Below are 19,895 nucleotides of genomic sequence, written 5' to 3'. Positions count from 1 at the left end.
GATTCGGGTATGTCGGGGTGATTGATCGGGCCGGCTGACCTTGCGAACAAACGCACAAACCCACGGTCTATTCCCGCGCCGCGCGCCATGATCGGGATTGCGGTGCTATAACTGCTGCTCCTCATCACAACTGCCGCCAATGAGTGCCTCATGCTTAACAAAGGATTGTTCCTGGCCTGCGCGCTGGTACTGCTCAGTGCCTGCGATTCCTCCACGTCCGATAAACCTGCGCCTGCCCCGGCAACCCCGACGGCGCCCGCGACGCAGCCCGCTGCAGCAGAGGCTGCCAAGCCCAAGCCTGCTGTCGACATTCCTGCGCTGAGCAAACGCTACGCCGGACGTGAGCTGACGGTGGTCGACGTCTCGGAAATCCAGCTCGACGGCGCGAGCACGCTGTCGCTGAGTTTTTCCGTGCCGCTGAGCCCGGATCAGAAGTTCGCTGAAAAGGTGCATCTGGTCGACAGCAAGGACGGCAAGGTCGACGGTGCCTGGGAGCTTTCGGACAACCTGATGGAGCTGCGTCTTCGCCATCTGGAGCCCAAGCGCAAACTGGTCCTGACGATTGACCCTGGCTTGGCGGCCGTGAACAACAACACCCTGGCGGCTGAGTATTCCGCTCGCCTGGAAACTTCCGATCTGCAAGCGACAGTCGGCTTCGCCAGTCGCGGCAGTCTGTTGCCGACTCGCCTGGCCGAAGGCCTGCCGGTCATTGCGTTGAACGTCGACAAGGTCGATGTCGAATTTTTCCGCATCAAGCCCGATTCGCTGCCCGCATTCCTCAGTTCGTGGGAAGGCGCGTCCAGCCTGCAGAGTTACGAGTCCAAGGAACTGCTGCCCATGGCCGATCTGGTCTATGGCGGCCGTTTCGACCTGAACCCTGCGCGCAACACGCGTGAAACCGTGCTGCTGCCGATTGCCGGGCTCAAGCAACTGCAACAACCGGGCGTTTACCTGGCCGTGATGCGCGCTTCCGGCACCTACAACTACTCGCAGCCGGCCACGCTGTTCACCCTCAGTGACATCGGGCTGTCCGCGCACCGTTACAGCAACCGGTTGGACGTGTTCACCCAGGCGCTGGAAGGCGGCAAAGCGCTGAACGGCGTGGACCTGGAGCTGTATGACGACAAGGGCCGAGTGATCGGCCAAGGCAAGACCGACAATGCCGGCCACGCCGAACTGCCCTTGCCCGCGAAGGCAGAGGTGCTGCTCGCCCATCAGGGCGAACAGACCAGCCTGCTTCGCCTGAACAGCGCGGCGCTGGACCTGGCCGAGTTCGACATCACCGGCCCTCAAGCGCACCCGTTGCAGTTCTTTATTTTTGGCCCGCGCGATCTGTACCGCCCGGGTGAAACGGTGTTGCTCAACGGCTTGTTGCGCGACAACGATGGCAAGCGTGTGAAACCTCAGCCGATCACCGTGGAAGTGCGCCGACCGGATGAGCAAGTCAGTCGCAAATTCGTGTGGGACGCAGACGCAACGGGCCTGTACCAATATCAGCTGCAATTGTCGGAGGAGGCGCCGACAGGACGTTGGCAACTGGTGTTCGACCTCGGCGACGGCAAGCCGCAGTTGTACGAGTTTCAGGTCGAGGATTTCCTTCCTGAGCGCATGGCCCTCGAACTCAAAGGCAGTGACACACCGCTGGCACCCGACGCGCCGTTCGATATCTCCATCAATGGCCGTTATCTCTATGGCGCCCCGGCGTCGGGCAATCGCCTGACCGGGCAAGTGTATGTGAGGCCGTTGCGAGAAGCCGTTCCCGCGTTGCCGGGTTATCAGTTCGGCTCGGTGACCGAGGAAGACCTCAAGCAGGATCTGGAAGTCGAAGACAGCACGCTCGACGCCAACGGCGAGCTGGACCTGAGCATCGACAGTCAATGGGCCAAGGCGCGCTCGCCCCTGGAGCTGGTGTTGCAGGCCAGCTTGCAGGAATCCGGCGGTCGGCCCATCACGCGTCGTCTGACCCAGCCTGTCTGGCCCGCCGACGCGCTGCCAGGTTTGCGCGGTTTGTTCGACGGCGAGGCCACCGATGGCGACGGCCCGGTTGAATTCGAAGTGCTGAAGGCGGACGCCGAAGGCCACAAACTGGCGGCCGACAACCTTAAAGTGCGCCTGATCCGCGAGCGTCGTGACTACTACTGGAACTACTCCGACAGCGATGGCTGGAGTTATCACTACAACGAGAAATTCCTCAACCTGTCCGAAGAAACGGTCAGCGTGAAAAAGGACGCCACGGCGAAGATCAGCTTCCCGGTCGAGTGGGGCCCGTATCGCGTCGAGGTCGAAGACCCGGCCACCGGGCTGATCAGCAGCGTGCGTTTCTGGGCCGGTTATCGCTGGCAGGACAATGCCGAAGGCGGCGCGGTGCGGCCGGATCAGGTCAAGCTGGCGCTGGACAAACCCGCCTACGCCGATGGCGAGACGGCCAAAGTCACAGTGACGCCACCGAGCGCCGGCAAAGGCTATCTGTTGGTCGAGTCGAGCGACGGTCCACTGTGGTGGCAGGAGATCGACGTTCCTGCCGAAGGCAAAACCTTTGATATCCCGATGGACAAGACATGGGCGCGCCACGATTTGTACGTCAGTGCGCTGGTGATCCGTCCTGGCGAGCGCAAGGCCAACGTCACGCCTAAGCGCGCGGTTGGCGTGCTGCACTTGCCGCTGGATCGCTCGCAACGCAAGTTGGCGTTGACCGTGACGGCGCCGGAAAAGATGCGGCCCAAGCAACCGCTTACGCTCAAGGTCAACGCGAAGAACGCCGACGGGTCAATTCCCAAGGACGTTCACGTGCTGGTCGCGGCGGTCGATGTCGGCATTCTCAACATCACCGAGTACGCCACGCCTGATCCTTTCGCCAGCCTGTTCGGGCGCAAGGAGTATGGCGCTGACCAGCTCGATATTTATGGGCAGTTGATCGAGGCCGGTCGCAACCGCCTTGCCAGTCTGGCGTTCGGTGGTGATGCCGCGCTGGCCAAGGGCGGTAAACGGCCTGAAACCAGCGTCACCATCGTTGCCCTGCAGAGTGCTCCGGTGACCTTGAACGAGCAGGGCGATGCCGAAGTCAGCGTCGATATTTCTGATTTCAACGGTGAGCTGCGCATCATGGCCCAGGCCTGGACCGACGAGCGTTACGGCATGGCCGAAGCGAAAACCGTCGTCGCCGCGCCGTTGATTGCCGAGTTGTCGGCACCGCGCTTCCTGGCCGGGGGCGATCAGACCAACGTCGCGCTGGACCTCTCGAACCTGTCAGGCAAGGCGCAGAAACTCAACGTGCAGGTCACGGCCGAAGGGCAGTTGAGCCTGGCCGAAGGCGACGCAAGCAAATCCGTGAGCCTTACCCAGGGTCAGCGCACGACCTTGCAGATTCCGGTGAAAGCGCAGAGCGGATTTGGCCAGGGCGTGATCAAGGTCACGGTCAATGGCCTGGACCTGCCGGGCGAGAACCTGCCCGCCTTCAGTCGTGAATGGACGATCGGCGTGCGCCCGGCCTACCCGGCGATGTTGCGGCAATACCGCGCCGTGCTGAAGGATCAGGCGTGGCGTCTGCCGGAGGGCGCGCTGGACGCGTTCGAGCCGGCAGGGCGCGAAGCATTGCTGTCGGTGTCGAGCCGTCCGCCGCTGAACCTTGGCGAGCAGATTCGCGCGCTGAAGGCTTACCCCTACGGCTGCCTCGAGCAAACCACCAGCGGCCTGTACCCGTCGCTGTATGCCGATGCTGCAACCCTCAAGCGTCTGGGCCTGGAAGGCGAACCAGACGCGGTGCGCAAACGCAAGATCGAGCTGGGCATCGAACGTTTGATTGGAATGCAGCGCTACAACGGCAGTTTCGGCCTGTGGGGCGCCGACGGTGACGAGGAGTACTGGCTGACGGCGTACGTCACCGACTTCCTGCTGCGCGCGCGTGATCAGGGCTATGCCGTGCCACCGGATGCGCTGAAAAAAGCCAACGAGCGTCTGCTGCGTTACCTGCAGGAGCGCAACCAGATCGAGGTCAACTACAGCGAGAACGCCGACCACACGCGCTTTGCCGTCCAGGCGTACGCAGGGCTTGTGTTGTCGCGCAGCCAGCAAGCGCCGTTGGGTGCGTTGCGCAGCCTGTTCGACCGTCGCACGGACGCCCGCTCCGGATTGCCGTTGGTGCAGCTGTCCATCGCGCTGGAAAAAATGGGCGACAAACCTCGCGCCGATCAGGCCTTGATGGCCGGGCTGGCGGCGGGTCGCAAGGCCAACGACTGGCTCGCGGATTACGGCAGCCCATTGCGCGATCAGGCGTTGATTCTGTCGCTGCTGGAAGAAAACAAACTGGCGACGGACAAGGTCGAGGAGCGCTTGTTTGCGCTGTCCGATCAGGTCGCCGCCAGCCGTTATCTGTCGACGCAGGAACGTAACTCACTGTTCCTGGCGGGGCGTGATCTGCTCGGCAAGCCGGAAGCCAAATGGGCGGCGACCCTGAACAGCGGCAGCAACAACCGTGAACTGAGCAACGACCAGCCGGGCGTGAAGCTGGACAGCTCAGTGTTGGCGTCGCCGCTGACGGTGCAGAACACCGGAGGCGAGACGCTCTATCAACAGATGACGATCTCCGGGTACCCGTCGCAACCGCCTGCGGCCGGTGGCGAGAACCTGGCCATTCGTCGTGAGTACCTCGGAATGGATGGCGAGGCGTTGAACCTCAACGCTCTGAAAAGCGGCGACCTGGTGCTGGTGCATCTGGAGGTCAAAGCCAAGGAGCGGGTGCCGGATGCGCTGGTGGTGGACTTGCTGCCCGCCGGCCTTGAGATCGAAAACCAGAACCTGGCGCAAAGTGCGGCAAGCCTGGAAGACGCCAGCGAGTCAGTGAAGCAGTGGCGCGAGTCGATGGAGAACGCCGGGGTGAAACACCAGGAGTTCCGTGGCGACCGCTATGTCGCGGCCATGGATCTTCAGGGTTTCAACACCGTGCACCTGCTGTACCTCGCCCGCGCCGTGACACCGGGCACCTACCGTGTGCCGCCGCCGCAAGTGGAGTCGATGTACCGGCCGAACTGGCAGGCACTGGGCGAAGCGCCTGCGCAGTTGGTGGTGAAAGGGAAGAAGTGAAGCAGGGGGCGCGTTTCCCTGTCGGAACGCGTTCACTGACTGTAGGAGCGCGCTTGCCCGCGATTGCGGTACGTCAGCTGACATCTACGTCACAGACAACCCGAATTCGCGGGCAAGCGCGCTCCTACAGGATCGGTGTTTCGTGTACTTAATGAATAATCCAGCTCAACAACCACAACCCCAGAAACAGCCAGATGATCCCCATGATGATCGAGGCGCGCATGAAGGCGCGGATGGCCGAGTACAGCAGCATCAGGCCGATGATCAGGGCGATGATGCTGATCAGCGAGGTGTCCATGCCCAGCGTGCGTGACAAGCCGTCGACGAAATTGCCACCGGCATGAGTGAACATGTTGAATAACCAGCTTAACCCGTCGACCACGAAGCGAATCACGGCCCCGATTACCTGGCCAAGCCATTCGAAAACGCTTTCTACCTGCATGTCTGCTTCCTGATGAAAGGGATGGAACACAATAAAGACTGTTCGCTTGGGCTGTCGATGGGCGGGGCGAGTTCCCTGAAGCATAAAGGCTGTTTGGCATGACGGGCAGATTTCTTGTGAGCGTCTGCAGATCCCTGTGGGAGCGAGCTCGCTCGCGAATGGGTCTATCAGTCTCCCTTGAGCCAGCCGACACAACGGCTTCGCGAGCAAGCTCGCTCCCACAGGGCCCCGGCAAGACGCCGGGTCTTTGGCAAAAAACAGGTCGTGCGCTGCGGTGGATGGGGGCAGCGCTGCTGCTGGTGTGCCTGCTGCTCTGGCTTGCCGACCGGATCTGGCCGTTGCCGCTGCCCAAGGACGATCTGGCGCGGGTGGTGCTCGCTGAAGACGGCACGCCGCTGTGGCGTTTCGCCGATGCCAACGGCGTGTGGCGCTATCCGGTGACGGTCGATCAGGTGTCGCCGTATTACCTTCAAGCGCTGCTCACCTACGAAGACCGCTGGTTTTATCAGCACCCTGGCGTGAACCCGATGGCGCTGGTCAGAGCGACCTGGCAGAACCTCAGTGGCGGCCACGTGGTGTCAGGCGGCAGCACGTTGTCGATGCAGGTCGCGCGCCTGCTCGATCCCCACCCGCGCACCTTGCCAGGCAAGCTTCGCCAGTTGTGGCGCACGGCGCAGCTCGAATGGCATTTGTCCAAGCAGGACATCCTCGGCCTGTACCTTAATCGCGCGCCGTTCGGGGGCACCTTGCAAGGCGTCGCGGCCGCCAGCTGGGCGTACCTCGGCAAATCGCCGCAGCAACTGACACGCGCCGACGCGGCGCTGCTCGCCGTCCTGCCGCAGGCGCCCAGTCGCTTGCGCCCGGATCGCCACCCTCAGCGCGCCCAGGCCGCGCGCGACAAAGTGCTGAGGCGTCTGGCCGAGTTCGGCGTGTGGCCGCAACAATCCGTCGACGAAGCGCTGGAAGAACCGCTGTTGCTTGCGCCGCGACAGGAACCGAGTCTCGCACCGCTGCTCGCCCGACGACTCAATCGCCCGAACAGCCCGCCCTTGATCCGCACGACACTGGATGCGGGATTGCAGCGTCGTCTCGAAGACCTGCTGCTGGGTTGGCGTGCGCGGCTCCCGGAACGCACCTCGGCAGCCATTCTGGTGGTGGAAGCCGAGAACATGGCCGTGCGCGCTTATGTGGGCTCGGTGGACATCGGCGATGCCAGGCGCTTCGGTCATGTGGACATGGTCAGCGCGCTTCGATCACCGGGCTCGACGCTCAAACCGTTCCTGTACGGCAAGGCGATGGATGCCGGACTGATTCATTCCGAGTCGCTGTTGCAGGACGTGCCGCGACGTTACGGCGATTACCGGCCGGGTAACTTCTCGTCCGGTTTCAACGGCGCGGTGGCAGCCAGTTCTGCCCTCTCGATGTCGCTCAATCTGCCTGCCGTGCAACTGCTTGAAGCCTACGGCCCCAAACGTTTTGCGGCCGAGTTGCGCAACGGCGGCGTGCCGCTGACCCTGCCGCCGCTCGCCGAACCGAACCTGGCGTTGATTCTCGGCGGCGCGGGCAGCCGGCTGGAGGATCTAGTGGGCGGCTACAGTGCGTTCGCGCGGGGCGGGCGCAGCGCCGACATTCGCTTGCAACCGGACGACCGTCTGCGTGACCGGCCAATGATGTCGCCGGGGGCCGCGTGGATTATCCGGCGTATTCTCAGCGGTCAGTCACGGCCCGATCTCGACCCCCATGCCGAGCTGGTGCAGCGTCCGCAACTGGCTTGGAAAACCGGCACCAGTTATGGCTTTCGCGATGCCTGGTCAATCGGGGTCGGCCCCAGGTTTCTGATCGGTGTGTGGATCGGTCGGCCAGACGGCACACCGGTGCCCGGGCAATTCGGGCTGGCGTCGGCGGCCCCACTGATGCTGCAGGTTCACGATGTGCTGGTGAACCGCGACGCGCAGCGCAACATCGTGCCGCCGGTATTACCGGTCCCGCTCAACGTTGGCGTGGCTGCCATCTGTTGGCCGTTGGGGCAACCGATGAGCAAGAGCGATCCCAACTGTCGACGTCAGCGCTTTGCCTGGACGCTGGACGGCACCACGCCGCCAACCCTGCAGGCTACGGATCAACCGCTGGGCCTGGGACTGCTGGAGAAAATCTGGGTCAACGACAAGGGGTTGCGTGTCGGTGCGAGTTGTCCACAGGCACAGGCTCGGGACATTGCGCTGTGGCCCGCGCCGCTGGAGCCCTGGCTGGCGAAAAGCGAACGCCGGGAGGCACGCTTGCCGGCGGTCGATCCGGCCTGTCCGCCCGAAGCGCTTGGCCTGGCGGCGCCGCTGACGATTGTGGGGGTTCGCGAGGGCGATCAACTGCGTTTGCCGGCAGGGAGTCAGCTATTGCTGCGTCTCAACCTGTCGGCGCTGGGAGGCAGTGGTCGACGGTGGTGGTTCATCGACGGAGCGCCGGTGGGCGACACCGCGAATCAGGACAGCTACAACCACACCTTCACCCGGCTGGGTCGCTATCAACTGAGCGTACTGGACGAAAGCGGCCAGACCGCGCGGGTGGAGTTCAGTGTGGTGGACTGACGTCGGTTCGCCGTGACTTCAGCGCTGAGCCCTGAACGCCGATTCCCGAATACTCGACGTCGGGAAACCGAACACTGTGGGAGCGAATTCATTCGCGAATCGATATTCCTGACGACCTCTGTTCCTCGGTGTGCTCCGACAGGCGCGCTGAGCTTCGGCGCACCTCGGCACCGAGTGCGGTTTTTTTAGTCATCACACCTAGTCAATTAGGACTAATGACTTTGGTCTGCAGACCCGACTCGCGCTGTCTTTCTCTAATTTAATTCATTGATATCTATCATGATTTATTGGAAGAGACCGCGTAGTGCCGGCGTGTATATAAGTTGTTAATACCAAGTTGTGAATTGCTCGAATCCTTCCCAACGCTTGATATGACGCCAAGGACAAGCGCTTTTCGGCCCATGCCGTAAAGCCAATAAAACAATCGCGTTTTGGAAGGATTCTCCCCATGAAAACCCAAATGTTTTTCGCGACATCCGCATTGGCACTTGTTTTGGCAGTCAGCCTGGGCGGTTGCAGCAGTGGCGGTGGTGGTTCGAAAAGTCATGTCGATGGTTCGTCATCAGCGGGTACATCGGGAGGCTCCGCCAGTGACGGAAGTACCGATGGCAGCGGCACGGGAGGCGGGACAGGCGGCGTTGCCGATGGCGGCACGGGTGGAACTGGAGGCACGGGCGGTGGCACGGGCGGTGGCACCGGTGGTGGTACAGGCGGCGGTGGAACGGGTGGCGGCGGGGTGACCACCCCAGTGGTGCGCTCGACCACCGCGCAGACCAGCATCAATCTAGGGAATGTGCTCGGCCAGGTGGGCGATGCGGTGGTCGGCGTCGGTGATGCCGTGTCTTCGGTCCCAGTGGCGGGCAGTACGGATCTGACATCTGGCGCGGGTGGTTTGGTGTCCTCGGCTGGCACGGCAGTCAACAGCGTGGGTGACGGTCTGGTGAAAGGGCTGGGCACATTGGGCACCGACAGCAACTCCCTGGGCATGACGCTCGCCAGCGTCGGCACCGCGACAGGTGACCTGGGCGGCGGTGTTTCATCCCTCGGAACCGGCGTGACGAAATTTGCCAGATCCTCAGCGATTGAACAGGTGCCGCTGGTGGGTACGGTGGTCGCAGGGGCTGGTGGCCTGGTCGATGGCGTCGGGCAAAAAGTCACCATGTTGGGCGACACCCTGAGCGCCGCGACCACCAGCGGTCCACTCGGATCGGCGACGAAGGCGATTGGCGACAAACTGGTGCCGGTGGTCGCAATGCTGGAGTCCACGACGACCAAAGTGGGCGATGCCACCGGGCTGGGCAACCCGGTCAATGGCTTGCTGCAAAACGCCAAAGGTACGCTCAACAATCTCGGCAGCACGCTGCAAAGCGGCGCTGCGAACAATCCGGTCACGGCCGGTCTTGGCGGATCCCTGGGCGGGTTGGGTGATGTGGCGGGCACGGCCGCGGGTTATCTGCAGGCGGGTGCCGGAACGGGTGGTGGCGTCGGGTTGCCAGGGTTGCCGGGTGTGCCGGGGCTCGGCGGCGGACTGCTGGAAAATGTCGGTGGGGTCGTGGTCGCGGCCGGCACAGGTTTGACCGCAGGCGCGGGCGGCAACCTGGCCGGTTCACTGGGCCTGAATGCCAGTAATGGCGGCGCGACAATTGCGTCGCTTGGCCCGATCCTCGGCGGCAATGGCGTCGCTAACACCGCAATAGGCGCACCGGTCGGCGCGCTGACCGCCAACGTTTCGGCTGCCGTCGCTCCAGCGATCAACAACGTCACCAGCGTGACCCAGAACATCGGTGCATCGACGGGGCTCGGTGGGCCTGTCAGCGGTCTGCTCGGGCAGGTCGGTGGTGCGGTCAGCGGCTTGGGTAACCAGATCGCAGCCACCGGCGCCAATCCGGTCGCGGCGGCAGCGGGTGCTACGGTTTCAAGTGTGGGCAATACGGTGGTGCACACCGGTGGTGCGGTCAATGGCGGCGGCGCATCCGCCGGTGGTATCGGCGGGCTGCTCAACGGGGTAACAGGCGCTTTAGGCGGTGGTTTGGGTGGGGCGTTGGCTAACCGTAAGTAAGCAGTTCTGGGCAGTGTGAGAACGATCGCGAGTCAGTTGTCCGTGATGCAGTGTTCTTTCTCCAGCGTGCTGCGGTAGCGACTTTCCATACAACGCCTACGCTTGTTTCAGACAGGGGAGTCGGATGATCCCCTGTCTTTTTTATACCTGTGCAACGCCGCTGCCGTTGGCCAATGGAGTGTCCTTATGCGTGCTTGTGTCCCTGTCCTGGTGCTGGGTGTTTCTGTCTCTCCTTTTTTCGCAAACGCTGAACCGCTTCCCAGTTTTTTGAACAGTAATGACCGTGAACGCACCCTGCCGGTGCCCAACCTTCCCGCCGACGCCTATCGTCCCTCCACGCCTGCGTTGCAGGTGCCTGCGCCTCCCGCCGATGCCACGCCGTTGATGATGAGCACCAAGGTCGGCGTGCGCAAAATCCGCATCGAGGGCGGTACGGTTTACCCGCTTGAAGAGCTTGGCGCGATCTACGAGCCGCTGATCGGGCGTGATGCCACGCTGGCCGATTTGATCGAGGCCACCCGCCGCGTGACCAAGCGCTATCAGGATGACGGCTACTTGTCGTCCTACGCTTTTTTGCCGCCGCAAAGTTTCGATCAGGGTTTGGTGCGAGTGGTGCTCGTCGAAGGCTACGTGCGCGATTACCGGTTGGAGGGCGACATCGGCAATGTGTCGGCTTATCTGGAAAAACTCGTGGACAAGATCAAGCAAGAGCGCCCGCTGACCCGCAAGACGTTCGAGCGCTACACCTCATTGATGAGCCGTGTGCCCGGCGTGACCTTGCAGGCACAGGTGCCGCCGCCAGGCACTACCGATGGTGCGACGACGCTCATTGCCCAAGCGTCGCGCAAACCGTTCACCAGCACCTTGAGCACCACTGAAGACAACCGCGACGGCCTGCAGGCGCTGCTCGGCCTGAACAGCAATGCGCAGACCTCCATGGCCGAGCAACTGACCTTCAGCGGGCTATTCCCGCCGGGTGACGACAAGGAGCACTACTACCGGCTCGATTACAGTCAGTACCTCAATACCGAAGGCACGCAACTGAGCCTGTCGGCCTCGCATTATCGCAGTGAGCCCGGCACCAACGTCGCGCTGGATAACGGCTTGGAGCTCAAGCAACGACGCGACAATGACCGTTTTTCCATCGGCTTCACCCATCCGTTGATCGCGGCGCAAAGTGAGTGGCTCAGTGTAGGTTCGCGCCTGTACGCCGTGAACGACAAGACCCGCTACGACGTGATTGGCTTTCCGCTGAGTGTGGAGAGCAAAACCGACATTCGGGCGCTGGCGATTGAAGGGGACTGGCGCAAGTCCACGGATCGTCAGTTGCGCATCCTCAGTGCCGGTGTGTATCGGGGGATCGATGGCATGGGGGCCAAAACGGACGACAACACCTATGACCTAGACTTCTTTCGCGCGCGGTTGTCCGGCGTGCAGAGCGACACGTTTTTCGAGCACTGGCAGGGCGTGTTGTCGGCGGCGCTCTACTGGAGTGACGACACCTTGCCGGACAGCGAACGGGCACAGTTCGGCGGCCAGAATTTCGGTCGTGGTTACCCGACCGACCAGGCGTCGGGGGACAAGGGATGGGGTGTGGCGTACGAGGTCAACTACAGCTTCAAGCGCGACGGCAACTGGGTCAAAGTGCTGCAGCCGTACGTGGTGTTCGACGCCGCGAGGACCTGGTTCAACGAGTTGCCGATTAAAACGTCGAGGTTGTCTTCGGCGGCGACAGGTTTGCGCTTCGGTGATGGGCGTTATTACAACATCGCGCTGGAGGCCGCCAAGCCCCTGTCCGATATCGGCCTGGACAGCTTTAACCGCAACCCGAGATTCACCTTGAGTTTCAGTTATCAGCTTTGAAAGGGGCGCATTCGTCCGAACACGGCCCGCACCACGCCTGCTCCTGCCCTTTCAATGCCCGGCGCAAATCGTCAGGCTAACGCAATACTCTGTAGGAGACGTCGGAGGTTACGACGGCAGCGAACGCGGTGGATCATTCAACATTGATGTTGCTGATCCAGCGCATTCGCCCCAACACGGCCCGCACCACGCCTGCTCCTGCTCTTTCAATGCCCGGCGCAGATCGTCAGACCGACGAAATACTCTGTAGGAGACGTCGGAGGTTACGACGGCAGCGAACGCGGTGGATCATTCAACATTGATGTCGCTGATCCAGCGCGCTGGCCAGCAAGCCGGCTCACACAGGGAATTGAGTGCTTCGGAGTCAGTTTCCGACCTGATACACCTTGGGCTCTGGAAACAGGTTGTTGAGGGTTTCCAGCAGGCGGACGTGATAGATGGGTTTGCGGAAAAGGTCCAGCACCTGGAGGCGTAGCAAATCGCTGACATCCTCCATGTCGGCGTGGCCCGAGGTGACGATCACCGGCAGGTGCTGGCGTGACGTGTGCTCGCGAAGGCGCTTGATCAGCGAGATGCCGCTTTCTTCGGGCATGCGCAGATCAGTGATCACCAACGCGATGTCAGGGTGCTCGGTCAGCAGCTTCAAGGCGACCTTCACTGAAGGTGCGGTAAAGCAGCAGAAACCCTCGCCTTCGAGCAGTTCGGCGAGCTCTTCGTTGGCGTCCTCTTCGTCGTCAACGAGTAGTAATTGTTGGCGTGGGGGCGAAGCGGCCATAGATACCTTCCCTGATTATGCTCATGTTGTTCCCGGCCTATTCGCTGCCGACTCAAGCACCACCGCTAGTACCACCACCAGTCCCACCAGATGTTGTTGTGGAAGGCGTCAAGGCCGTCGTAATTTTACCGAAGGCATTAGTAACCGCAGTCCCAACACCAGGCGAAAGCCCCACGACGACTAGCGCGACCATCGCAACAATTATTACGTATTCAATTGCCGATGCACCGTCTTCCTGTTTAAGAAACTTCTTTATGCACCTACCGATTTTCACCAGGAACATCTGACTTCTCCTCAGCGCTTCGCGGCGCTACTGCACGCATACAGCGTTATCAATCCTTCGTGAACACAGCATTGACCCCAATTCCCGACTCCACAATCACAAGAAAGCATTAGTCAGAAAGTATTAGCTTCCCGCTGCTGGGTGGCCTTAGCCCCTCGAACGGATGCCGTGATGTGAAATTTCCCGCAAGTGATGGCGTTTTGGATGACCTCGACTACCTTCAAATGGCGAAGGGATAAATGTTCACAGCCAACTGAATCAGAGGTTGTCTCGTAACGTTTCGAAGGTGTAATCGGGCAAGGGAGGGCCGTCATGAGCAGTCGCGTCACAATGGGGCTCGCTGTGTTGTTTTTGCTGGGAGCGCTGTTTGCCGGGTACTGGGGATTGGTGCTGAGTCGCCAGCCTGCGCCGGTTGCTCAAGCACCCGTTGTGCAAACCGACACCGTCGCAGCACCGCCTCCCGTCGTTGAAAAACCGGTGGAAGATCCAACCCGTCAGCCGGTGCTGGTGCTCGCCAAAGACATTCCCGCCTATGAACCCATCAAGGCTGACGACCTGATCGTCGAGCGTTTGAAAGTCGCGCCTGCCGGAAGCTTCAGCAAGCCTGAAGACGCCATCGGCCGGATGTCCTGGCGTCCATTGGCGGCCGGCACCTGGCTGACAGACAGCAGCTTCGAAGCCGGCGGCAGCCTGGCGCGGATGATTCGCCCTGGCGAGCGGGCACTGGCCTTGTCCATCGACGAGATCATCGGCGCAGGCGGGCAGTTGAGCCCCGGTGACTACGTCGATGTGCTCCTTTATTTGCCGTCTGATCAAACCAATCCCGATCGCAGTGCGCAGACCGTGGTCCCGGCTTTGCGGGTGCTCAGTGTCGGGGCGCTCATGGGGCCGGTCAATCAGGGGCAGCAAGAGCAGGGCATCAGCCGCGACGAGCGAGCCCAACAACAGAAACTCAAGGCAAACGCGCGCAGCGTGGTCGTGGCGGTTCCGGAAAAACTGCTCAGCCGCTTGATGCTGGCCTCTCAGGCCGGACCGCTCAGGCTCGCCGTGCGCAGTGCCGAAGAAAAGAACCTGGAACGTTACTGGGCCGGCGACAGCGACATCGCCCTTGAGCAGGACACGGTAAGTCGCAATGTCACCCACTTCAATCAACTGAGCATGGGCGCTGCACGCAGCGTCCAGGTTGGCAGCGGAGAGCCTCGCAAGCCGCGGTCAATCGAGGTTATCCGTGGCAATCAGACGGCGCAGCAAACCCCCTGATCGAGCAAGGACAGCACATTCATGAGCAAGTGTTTTAGGCCGATGTTGAACCGTGTCGTATTGGCTTTTTCAGCAGGGTGTCTGTATCAGGGAGCTGTGGTCGCAGCACCGGCAGGTTGTGCCGGGTTATCCGCCATGCCGGCGGCGATGGAGATCGGCCAAGGCGTGCAGCAGGACATTCGCTCGCCGGTCGCGATCACGCGGCTTGCCGTTGGAGACCCGAAGATCGCTGACGTGCATGTCAATGACGGTGACAGCAGCGGGTATCTGTTGACCGGCGTCGGGCCTGGCACCACCAGCCTGATGGTCTGGACCGCATGCTCTTCCTCGCCTCGGCAAAGCATGGTGTTTGTGCGGGGCACGGCAAAGACAGCGATGACCGACACGCTGATTCCACCCTCTGAAGACCCGCTGTTGCCGAGTCAGGTGCAGACCGACATTCGTTTCGTCGAGGTCAGCCGCACCAAGCTGAAAGAGGCCAGCACGTCGATCTTCGGCAAAGGCTCCAACAATTTCCTGTTTGGCTCTCCCGGCACGGTCCCGGGTGTCACGGTCACGCCGGGCACGGTAGGGGGCACGCGGCCGGCGATTCCGCTGAACAACAACAATTTCAACATCGTCTGGGGCGGCGGCAGCAGCAAAGTGCTGGGCATGCTCAACGCCATGGAAAGCAGTGGCTTCGCCTACACCTTGGCGCGACCAAGCCTGGTGGCGCTGAGCGGGCAGAGTGCGAGCTTTCTGGCCGGTGGCGAATTTCCGGTGCCCGTGCCCAACGGTGAAGGCAACGGCATTTCCATCGAGTACAAGGAATACGGCGTGCGCCTGACCCTGACGCCGACGGTGGTGGGGCGCAACCGTATCGCTTTGAAGGTCGCGCCGGAGGTCAGTGAACTGGACTTCACGGCCGGCGTGACCATCGCCGGTACCACCGTGCCCGCGCTGAACGTGCGCCGCACAGACACCAGCGTCTCGCTCGCCGATGGTGAGAGCTTCGTGATCAGCGGCCTGATCAACACCAGCAACATTGCCTCGGTGGACAAGTTTCCCGGCCTGGGCGACATCCCGATTCTCGGCGCGCTGTTTCGCAGTTCACAGATCAATCGCGACGAGCGTGAGCTGTTGATGATCGTCACCCCGCACCTGGTCCAGCCGCTGGCCGCCAATGCGCCCTTGCCGGCGCTGCCGGGTGAAGGGCTGCGTAATTACGATCCGAACTTCCTGAAAATGTACTTCCTCGAGAACGGCAGTTTTGACCGCCGTAGCGGGTTATCGCAATGAGCCAGGGACCCAGCCTGAGCCAGACCTTTCTGGCCATCACCCGAAACACCACCGACCTCGAATGGCTGCAGGGCGCGCTGGCGCCGCTAGGCCAAGTGGTGAGCGCAGGAACCGGCAGCCTCGACGAACTGCTCGCTTTGGTAGACGTGACCTTCGCCAGCGTGGTGTTCGTGGGGCTTGATCGCGAGCACTTGATGAACCAGAGCGCGTTGATCGAAGGTGCGCTGGAGGCCAAACCGATGCTGGCCATCGTTGCCTTGGGCGACGGCATGGACAACCAGTTGGTGCTCAACGCGATGCGGGCCGGTGCGCGGGATTTCGTCGCCTATGGCTCACGCTCCAGTGAAGTGGCCGGGCTGGTGCGGCGCCTCAGTAAACGCCTGCCAGCCGTAGCGCCGAACCCTAATATGGGCGGCCTGACCGTGATTTACGGCGCCCAGTGCGATGGTGACGGCGCCCTGGTGTCGGCGCACCTGGCGCTCGTCGCGCAGCAGAAAGGGCAGCGCACCTTGCTGCTGGACCTCGGCATGCCGCGCGGCGACAGCCTGGCGATGCTGAGCCTTGAATCGTCGTTCAATTTCGGTGATGCCCTGCGGCACTTGCGCAGGCTCGATTCGACGCTGATCGACAGCGCGTTCACCGTTCACGCCAGTCAATTGCGCATCCTGGCTTACGCCGACGACGATATGTCGCTCGAGCACACCAGCGCAGCCGAGTTGTACATGTTGCTCAGCGCCCTGCGTCAGCATTTTCAGCACGTGGTGGTGAACCTGGTGGGGCAACCGGACAGTGAATCGCTGCGTACCTTTGTGGCGCATTGTGATCAGTTGCTCTGGTACGTCGACCAGAACGTCATCGAGTGCCGGCGCAACCTGGCGATCCTCAACCTATGGCGCGATAAGGGCCTGAAGCTCCAGCAAGCCGGCTTATTGGTGGACAAATACCTGCGACAGGTCACCCCCAATGCCGAGACGCTGGAAAAGACCTTTGGCCTGCCCGCGCTGGGCGTGCTGCCACTGAGTCCGGAGTTACGGCTGAACGCCAAAAATCAAGGCCTGTCGTTGTTCGAACTGTCGCCGCGGGAATCCCTGACCAGTGGTTTACGCGGTTTGGGAGAACGCCTGGCGAGTCAATCCGACGCACCGGGAAAGTCCCGCGACGGTTGGCTCGGCCGGCTGTTGAGGACGAATAAATGAAAGGCGAAAAGCTCTTTGGCGTTTCAGCCCGTCCTGCGGAAAGCGGCGGGGACGGGCAAGGCCTGAAACTGGTCTTGCACCGCTACATCATCGACGCCATCGAGGAGAGTGGACGCAACCTGCTGGAAGGCACACGCCCCGCGCTGGCGCAGTTCGTGACCGACAAGGTCGCCGAGTATGTGGCTCGGTTGCGTCTGGCGATTTCCCGGTACGAGATGGAGCGTCTGGCCGAAGAACTGGTCGACGAACTGACCGGGTTCGGGCCCCTTGAAGTGCTGCTGCGCGACAACTCGGTCACGGAAATCCTGGTAAACGGCCCGAACAAAGTGTTCATCGAGCGCGAAGGCGTGTTGCATCACTCGGACCTGCGCTTCATCGACGCCCATCATGTGGAGCGAGTGATTCAGCGGATCCTTGCGCCACTGGGGCGGCGTCTGGACGAGTCTTCGCCAATGGTGGATGCGCGGCTGCCCGATGGCAGCCGGGTCAACGCGATCATCCCGCCGATTGCCCTGGACGGCCCTTGCCTGTCGATCCGGAAGTTTCGCAAGGACATGCTCAAAAGTTCGGACCTGGTGGCGATGCAGACCATCGATCAGTCGATTTATGACTTCCTGGAAAACGCGGTAAGCAAACGCTGCAACATCCTGATCAGCGGCGGCACCGGCACCGGCAAGACCACCATGCTCAACGTTCTGAGCCAGATGATTCATACCCAACAGCGGTTGGTCACCATCGAAGACGTCGCTGAACTGCAACTCGGGCACCCGCACGTGGTGCGGCTGGAAACCCGACCGCCCAATGCCGAAGGCCACGGCGAAGTCCGTGCCAGCGACCTGATTCGCAACGCCCTGCGGATGCGGCCCGATCGCATCATTCTGGGTGAGATTCGGGGTGTTGAAGTGCTCGATGTCATGACCGCTATGAACACGGGCCACGACGGCTCGATGAGCACTGTCCACGCCAACAACGCGCAAGACGCGTTACTGCGCCTGGAAACGCTGGTGGGCCTGACCGGTCGGCAAATTGCCGAGAAAACGCTGCGGCAAATGATCTGCGCCGCGCTGGACGTGATCATCCAGCTGACGCGCATGCCTGACGGTCGGCGTTGTGTCAGCGAGGTGGTGGAAGTGGTAGGCACGCGCGATGACGTGTACGTCACCAACACGCTGTTCCGTCTGGATCGTCGCACCGGTTTCGGCTTTTTGCGCGAGGCGATCAATCCGGCCGGCGACAAGCTGCGCCAGCTCGATTACTAGGCCGCGGAGCGGGTCAACCCATGAAACAGGGAGATTCAAGGTGAAGGGAGCCATCGTCCTCGGACTGATTTTCATGCTGTTGATGGCGGCTTCGCTGTACCTGTTCTATCGCGGGCTGAACAAGGGTGCCAATGAACGCATCATGGCGCGGCTTGAGGTTGGGCAGCCTGATCCTGTGGCCGCCAGGCCCGGCATGGCGCGGCTTGAGCGAGCATTTCTGCGGGCGGGGCTTGGGCGTCCCACCGACCGTTTGCCGCTGGCCATGTCGATCTGGTTGATGTCGGTACTGATCGGCTACCTCGCCCACGGTTGGTTCGGGTTCGCATTGGGCGTATTGCTTCCGGTCATCTTTTTGCGCTTTTACGTGAGTTTTCGTTACCAGCGCCGCGTGCGGCGCATGATCGAACAACTGCCACAGCTGCTCGATCACACGGTGCGCAGTCTGAAGTCCGGGCGCACCTTGGGAGACGCGGTGTTGCACAGCATTGATTCGGCGGGCTCACCACTGAAAGAGGCAATGGCCCGGATAACCCGTAACGTGCACTTGGGCGTCACGCTGCCTGATGCCGTAAAAGACTTTGCCGATCTGTATGAGCGTGACGAGTTTCAGCTGTTTGCGTTGGGGCTGCGCGTCAACCATCGCTATGGCGGCAACGCCAGCGAGTTGCTGGACAACCTGATCCGGCTGATTCGCGAGCGGGAACAGGGGGCTCGGCAATTGAAAGCGATGACGGGCGAAACACGAATGACGGCAGTCGTGCTCGCACTGCTTCCCGTGAGCATGGTGGCGTACTTTTTGGCCGTGAACCCCGGCTATCTGCTGCACATGTGGAACGACGGCTCAGGTCAAAAAATGCTGATGTTTGCATTCGCCATGCAGACTCTGGGCTGTCTGGCGCTGTGGCGTATGTTGAGGAGTATCTGATGGCATTGATGCTCAGCGCGGTCTTTTTTGCAGTGGCCGGATTCTACCTGCTGCTGACGGTTGCCCGCCAACGTCGCAATGAGCGGCAAATCCTGTCGCGCCTGCAAGGCGAGATTGCCCGGGACAGTCGGGTCAGCAGCATGCTGCGTTTGCTGGGCGACAGTCGCTTCGGCCAACGCTCGGTCAGCCTGGACAGCGAGACGCAGATCCTGCTCAACCGGGTCGGTTGGCGTCGTGCAAGCCAGCGATCCTTATTCGCTGCGTTTCAGATCAGCGTTCCGGTGGTAGCGGTTTGCGTAGTGGTGGCGATCCAGTCGCTCTTTTTCAACGATGCTACTTACCCGCTGTTGCCGCCGATGTTCGCGCTGGGGCTCGGTTATCTGGCGCCCAAGCGCGTATTGGCAATGGTCGCGGCGCATCGGCAAAAACAGGTGGTGGCCGAAATTGCCACGCTCATTCCATTGCTGCGAATCCTGTTCGAGTCCGGCATGGCCGTGGAGCAGGCATTGCGCGTGCTGAGTTCCGAGGGCAGCAAACTCTTGCCGGTTCTCTCTTCGGAGCTGCGCGTGATGCTGGTGCGGATCGATTCGGGGCTTGAACTGGGTGACGAACTGACCAAGGTCGCGTCGGTGCTGGCGGTCGATGAGTTCAGTGACACCTGCGTCATTCTCAATCAATTGATTCATCAGGGCGGCGGGGCGATGAAGTCGCTGCTCGCGCTCAAGCAACTGATCGATGACCGTCGCCTGACACGCCTGCAGGAATACATCTCCAAGCTGTCGGCAAAAATGTCGGTCGTGATGATGGTGTTTTTGTTTCCGGCATTACTGATCGTGTTGGCCGGGCCGGGTTTTATCGCCATTGGCAAGGCATTGGGTTCGCATTAGGGAGATC

At 61.6% G+C, this 19,895-nt stretch carries 13 protein-coding genes; 10 read left to right on the top strand and 3 right to left on the bottom strand.

Going from position 1 to position 19,895, the window contains the following annotated elements; all coding sequences use genetic code 11:
• Positions 1 to 150: 150 nt before the first annotated feature.
• Positions 151 to 5,079 carry an alpha-2-macroglobulin family protein gene (locus tag AB4N84_RS07155; RefSeq protein WP_460045767.1) on the top strand — a complete coding sequence of 1,643 codons (4,929 nt, stop codon included), beginning with the start codon at positions 151 to 153 and terminating at the stop codon, positions 5,077 to 5,079.
• Between the two features lie 148 nt (positions 5,080 to 5,227).
• Here the strand turns inward: AB4N84_RS07155 and AB4N84_RS07150 are convergent, their stop codons facing one another.
• Complete coding sequence (locus AB4N84_RS07150) at positions 5,228 to 5,521, bottom strand: hypothetical protein (RefSeq protein ID WP_074752012.1); 294 nt, start codon at positions 5,519 to 5,521, stop codon at positions 5,228 to 5,230.
• A 278-nt stretch (positions 5,522 to 5,799) separates the two neighbouring features.
• Here AB4N84_RS07150 and pbpC point away from each other — a divergent pair, with 278 nt between their 5' ends.
• From pbpC to AB4N84_RS07135, 3 genes are all read left to right on the top strand, one after another.
• Positions 5,800 to 8,103 (top strand): peptidoglycan glycosyltransferase PbpC, encoded by a 2,304-nt coding sequence (gene pbpC / locus AB4N84_RS07145; protein WP_460045766.1) that lies wholly within the window; start codon positions 5,800 to 5,802, stop codon positions 8,101 to 8,103.
• A 448-nt stretch (positions 8,104 to 8,551) separates the two neighbouring features.
• On the top strand, positions 8,552 to 10,162 hold the full coding sequence (locus AB4N84_RS07140; protein WP_460045764.1) for a collagen-like triple helix repeat-containing protein: 1,611 nt from the start codon (positions 8,552 to 8,554) through the stop codon (positions 10,160 to 10,162).
• Positions 10,163 to 10,348: 186 nt separating this feature from the next.
• Entirely contained in the window at positions 10,349 to 12,025 is a 1,677-nt protein-coding gene (locus tag AB4N84_RS07135; protein WP_460045763.1) for a ShlB/FhaC/HecB family hemolysin secretion/activation protein, read from the top strand.
• A gap of 364 nt (positions 12,026 to 12,389) precedes the next feature.
• Here AB4N84_RS07135 and AB4N84_RS07130 read toward each other — a convergent pair whose 3' ends face one another.
• The gene (locus AB4N84_RS07130) at positions 12,390 to 12,800 is read right to left on the bottom strand and encodes a response regulator (RefSeq protein ID WP_460045762.1); all 411 of its coding nucleotides are present in this window, start codon (positions 12,798 to 12,800) and stop codon (positions 12,390 to 12,392) included.
• A 52-nt stretch (positions 12,801 to 12,852) separates the two neighbouring features.
• The gene (locus AB4N84_RS07125) at positions 12,853 to 13,083 is read right to left on the bottom strand and encodes a Flp family type IVb pilin (protein WP_460045760.1); all 231 of its coding nucleotides are present in this window, start codon (positions 13,081 to 13,083) and stop codon (positions 12,853 to 12,855) included.
• 312 nt (positions 13,084 to 13,395) lie between these two features.
• Between AB4N84_RS07125 and cpaB the strand changes: the two genes are divergently transcribed.
• From cpaB to AB4N84_RS07095, 6 genes are read left to right on the top strand one after another with little or no spacing between them, the layout of a single operon-like run.
• A complete protein-coding gene (gene cpaB / locus AB4N84_RS07120; RefSeq protein WP_460045759.1) occupies positions 13,396 to 14,343 on the top strand; it encodes a Flp pilus assembly protein CpaB in 948 nt (315 codons plus the stop codon).
• A 42-nt stretch (positions 14,344 to 14,385) separates the two neighbouring features.
• The gene (locus tag AB4N84_RS07115; protein ID WP_460046955.1) at positions 14,386 to 15,621 is read left to right on the top strand and encodes a type II and III secretion system protein family protein; all 1,236 of its coding nucleotides are present in this window, start codon (positions 14,386 to 14,388) and stop codon (positions 15,619 to 15,621) included.
• Positions 15,618 to 16,817 (top strand): AAA family ATPase, encoded by a 1,200-nt coding sequence (locus tag AB4N84_RS07110; RefSeq protein WP_460045757.1) that lies wholly within the window; start codon positions 15,618 to 15,620, stop codon positions 16,815 to 16,817. Before AB4N84_RS07115 ends, AB4N84_RS07110 begins: the two co-directional genes overlap by 4 nt.
• Entirely contained in the window at positions 16,814 to 18,076 is a 1,263-nt protein-coding gene (locus AB4N84_RS07105; protein WP_074752029.1) for a CpaF family protein, read from the top strand. The genes AB4N84_RS07110 and AB4N84_RS07105 overlap by 4 nt, the downstream gene beginning before the upstream one ends.
• Before the next feature lie 40 nt (positions 18,077 to 18,116).
• Positions 18,117 to 19,001 carry a type II secretion system F family protein gene (locus AB4N84_RS07100; protein ID WP_460045756.1) on the top strand — a complete coding sequence of 295 codons (885 nt, stop codon included), beginning with the start codon at positions 18,117 to 18,119 and terminating at the stop codon, positions 18,999 to 19,001.
• Positions 19,001 to 19,888: a type II secretion system F family protein gene (locus tag AB4N84_RS07095; protein ID WP_460045755.1), complete on the top strand. Its 888-nt coding sequence runs from the start codon at positions 19,001 to 19,003 to the stop codon at positions 19,886 to 19,888. The genes AB4N84_RS07100 and AB4N84_RS07095 overlap by 1 nt, the downstream gene beginning before the upstream one ends.
• Positions 19,889 to 19,895: the final 7 nt, after the last annotated feature.

It is taken from the genome of Pseudomonas sp. S2_H01, assembly GCF_054668305.1.
Note: the sequence above shows the minus strand (reverse complement) of the source record. Positions and strands in the feature narration are given on the sequence as shown.

Coding starts and splice junctions, on each gene's coding strand:
- AB4N84_RS07155 (WP_460045767.1), top strand. CDS start 151: ATGCTTAACAAAGGATTGTTCCTGGCCTGCGCGCTGGTACTGCTCAGT.
- AB4N84_RS07150 (WP_074752012.1), bottom strand. CDS start 5,521: ATGCAGGTAGAAAGCGTTTTCGAATGGCTTGGCCAGGTAATCGGGGCC.
- pbpC (WP_460045766.1), top strand. CDS start 5,800: ATGGGGGCAGCGCTGCTGCTGGTGTGCCTGCTGCTCTGGCTTGCCGAC.
- AB4N84_RS07140 (WP_460045764.1), top strand. CDS start 8,552: ATGAAAACCCAAATGTTTTTCGCGACATCCGCATTGGCACTTGTTTTG.
- AB4N84_RS07135 (WP_460045763.1), top strand. CDS start 10,349: ATGCGTGCTTGTGTCCCTGTCCTGGTGCTGGGTGTTTCTGTCTCTCCT.
- AB4N84_RS07130 (WP_460045762.1), bottom strand. CDS start 12,800: ATGGCCGCTTCGCCCCCACGCCAACAATTACTACTCGTTGACGACGAA.
- AB4N84_RS07125 (WP_460045760.1), bottom strand. CDS start 13,083: ATGTTCCTGGTGAAAATCGGTAGGTGCATAAAGAAGTTTCTTAAACAG.
- cpaB (WP_460045759.1), top strand. CDS start 13,396: ATGAGCAGTCGCGTCACAATGGGGCTCGCTGTGTTGTTTTTGCTGGGA.
- AB4N84_RS07115 (WP_460046955.1), top strand. CDS start 14,386: ATGTTGAACCGTGTCGTATTGGCTTTTTCAGCAGGGTGTCTGTATCAG.
- AB4N84_RS07110 (WP_460045757.1), top strand. CDS start 15,618: ATGAGCCAGGGACCCAGCCTGAGCCAGACCTTTCTGGCCATCACCCGA.
- AB4N84_RS07105 (WP_074752029.1), top strand. CDS start 16,814: ATGAAAGGCGAAAAGCTCTTTGGCGTTTCAGCCCGTCCTGCGGAAAGC.
- AB4N84_RS07095 (WP_460045755.1), top strand. CDS start 19,001: ATGGCATTGATGCTCAGCGCGGTCTTTTTTGCAGTGGCCGGATTCTAC.